This is a genomic window from Mesorhizobium sp. M7A.F.Ca.CA.004.12.1.1, from assembly GCF_003997835.1.
Lineage (GTDB): Bacteria > Pseudomonadota > Alphaproteobacteria > Rhizobiales > Rhizobiaceae > Mesorhizobium.
In genome coordinates, this window is record NZ_RZRK01000972.1 from 1 (window position 1) to 2,055 (window position 2,055).

The 2,055-nt window shown below is 62.2% G+C and carries 2 protein-coding genes and 1 pseudogene; 2 read left to right on the top strand and 1 reads right to left on the bottom strand.

The genetic code is table 11. From position 1 onward, the window contains the following. Together EN984_RS32415 and EN984_RS32420 are read left to right on the top strand one after the other, a co-directional pair. Positions 1-595 (top strand): UDP-2,3-diacylglucosamine diphosphatase (locus tag EN984_RS32415; protein WP_164765820.1); only part of this gene is annotated, 595 nt, incomplete at its 5' end. Positions 596-720: 125 nt separating this feature from the next. Continuing rightward, positions 721-1,935, top strand: coding sequence for an MFS transporter (locus tag EN984_RS32420; RefSeq protein ID WP_127272350.1), 1,215 nt, complete (start codon positions 721-723; stop codon positions 1,933-1,935). Here the strand turns inward: EN984_RS32420 and EN984_RS39105 are convergent. Further along, positions 1,906-2,055, bottom strand: a pseudogene (locus EN984_RS39105) (dipeptide epimerase); the annotation flags it as partial. The gene EN984_RS32420 and the pseudogene EN984_RS39105 sit on opposite strands and share 30 nt — an antisense overlap.

A 2,055-nucleotide genomic window follows, 5' to 3' on the forward strand; every position in this document is an offset into this window, starting at 1 on the left:
GCGCAAGGGCGCCAACATCACCTACATCGCCGGCAACCATGACGAGTTCGCCCGCCAGTTCCAGGGCGTGCATTTCGGCGGCATCGTCGTCGCCGACCGTGCCATCCACGAGACCGCCGACGGCAAGCGCCTGCTCGTCATCCATGGCGACCAGTTCGACACCGTGGTCCACAATGCGCGCTGGCTCGCCTATCTCGGTGATCACGCCTATGACGCGGCCATGCTGGTCAATCGCGTGGTGACGCGGCTGCGGCAACTGCTCGGCCTGCCGTATTGGTCGTTTTCGTCCTGGGCCAAGCACAACGTCAAGAAAGCGGTGAACTTCATCGGCTCGTTCCAGACCATGCTTGCGGATGAGGCGCGTCGTTCACACGTCGACGGCGTCATTTGCGGCCACATCCATCATGCCGTCATCGAGAATTTTGGCGATGTCCAGTACATCAACACCGGCGACTGGGTGGAAAGCTGCACGGCCGTGGTCGAGCATTTTGACGGCCGCATGGAAATCCTGACCTGGGCGCAGGTGCTGCCAGAAGCGCCGGACGAGCCCTTTGTCCCGTTGCTCATCGCGGACCGGGTAGGGCAGGCGGCATAGTCCGAAGTCTTTTTCGGGCTTCGGAATCGATCAATTAGTCCAACCGGTTTCGTCCGGTTTTCGTCCATGTTAAGGGATCGATACGCGTTGCCGTCCGGTCGAATACAGCGCGATTGGATCGATTCATGGCCCTGCCGCAGCTCTCGCCCGAACAACTCGTCAAGCCGCGCCATTTCGAACTGCGCATGAGCCTGATCTTCGCGACGCTGTACGTGCCGCTCGGAACGCATTTGCCTTATTTTCCACTGTGGCTGCAGGCCAAGGGTTTTCACGCCGAGCAGATCGCCGTCATTCTGGCGGCGCCGATGTTCCTGCGCGTGGTGACGACGCCGTTACTGACCGCGTTGGCCGACCGTGCCAGGGACCGCGCCGATGTCTATGTCGCGCTGATGGCTGCATCACTGCTCCTGTCGGCAGGCTATTTCCTGCCATCGACCTATGCGATGGTGCTGGCGGTCTCACTGGCGCTGACCATTGTCTGGACGCCGCATTCGCCGATCGCCGATTCGCTGGCGCTTTCGGGTGTCCGCCGCTTCGGTTCGAACTACACAAGCATGCGCAAATGGGGCTCGATCTCCTATCTCTGCGCCAATGTCGCCGGCGGCTTCATTCTGTCGGCAACCGGCTCGCAGGCCGTTCCGGTTATCATTCTGGCGGCGTTTGCCGCGGCCCTTGCCGCCGGCCTGCTGGCGCCGCGTCTAGGCCGTCCGCGGCGCGCCTCACCGCTGTCGGCCACTGATATCCAGCATTCGGCGCCGAAGCTTCTCAACCCGTATTTCCTGTATTTTTCCGTCGGTGTCGGCGTCATCACCGCCAGCCACGCATTCCTCTACGGTTTCGTCTCCATCTACTGGAAATCGATCGGCCTCAGCGATTCGGTTGTCGGTCTCTTATGGGCTTGGGGCGTGGTGTCGGAAGTCTGCATGTTCATGATGTTCACCCGCTTTTTTGACCGGTTCTCCGTCGTGTCGATCATGGTGATGGCGGGGATCGGCTCCATCGTGCGCTGGATCGCCTTTCCGCTGGTCTGGCCGCTCGGCCTCGGCATTCCCGGTTTCTTCGGTGTCCAGTCGCTGCACTCGGTCTCGGTGGCGCTTGGGCTGATCGGCCTGCAGAAGATGATCGGCGAAACCGTCTCCGAGGAGCGGACAGGTGCCGCGCAAGGCATTGCCTATTTCTCCAACGGCTTCTTCATGGCGGTGGTGACGCTGGCGTCCGGCCCGCTCTACGACCATCTCGGCGTGGACGGCTTCTTTGCCATGATCCCGATCGCCTTGATCGGCCTCGTGCTGATCGGCCTTGCAGCGCGCTCAGCCCCACAGCGCCACTTCGGGCGGTGACACCAGCGATCCCTGGTAGACAAGGCCCGGTACCCGGTCGCGGGCAAGCAGCAGCGGACCGTCGAGGTCGACGAAATCGGCATGCTGGGCAAGCAGCACCGCCGGCGCCATCGCCAATGA

Excerpts from the sequence above, each read along its gene's own strand:
- EN984_RS32420 (WP_127272350.1), top strand. The coding sequence starts at position 721 with ATGGCCCTGCCGCAGCTCTCGCCCGAACAACTCGTCAAGCCGCGCCAT.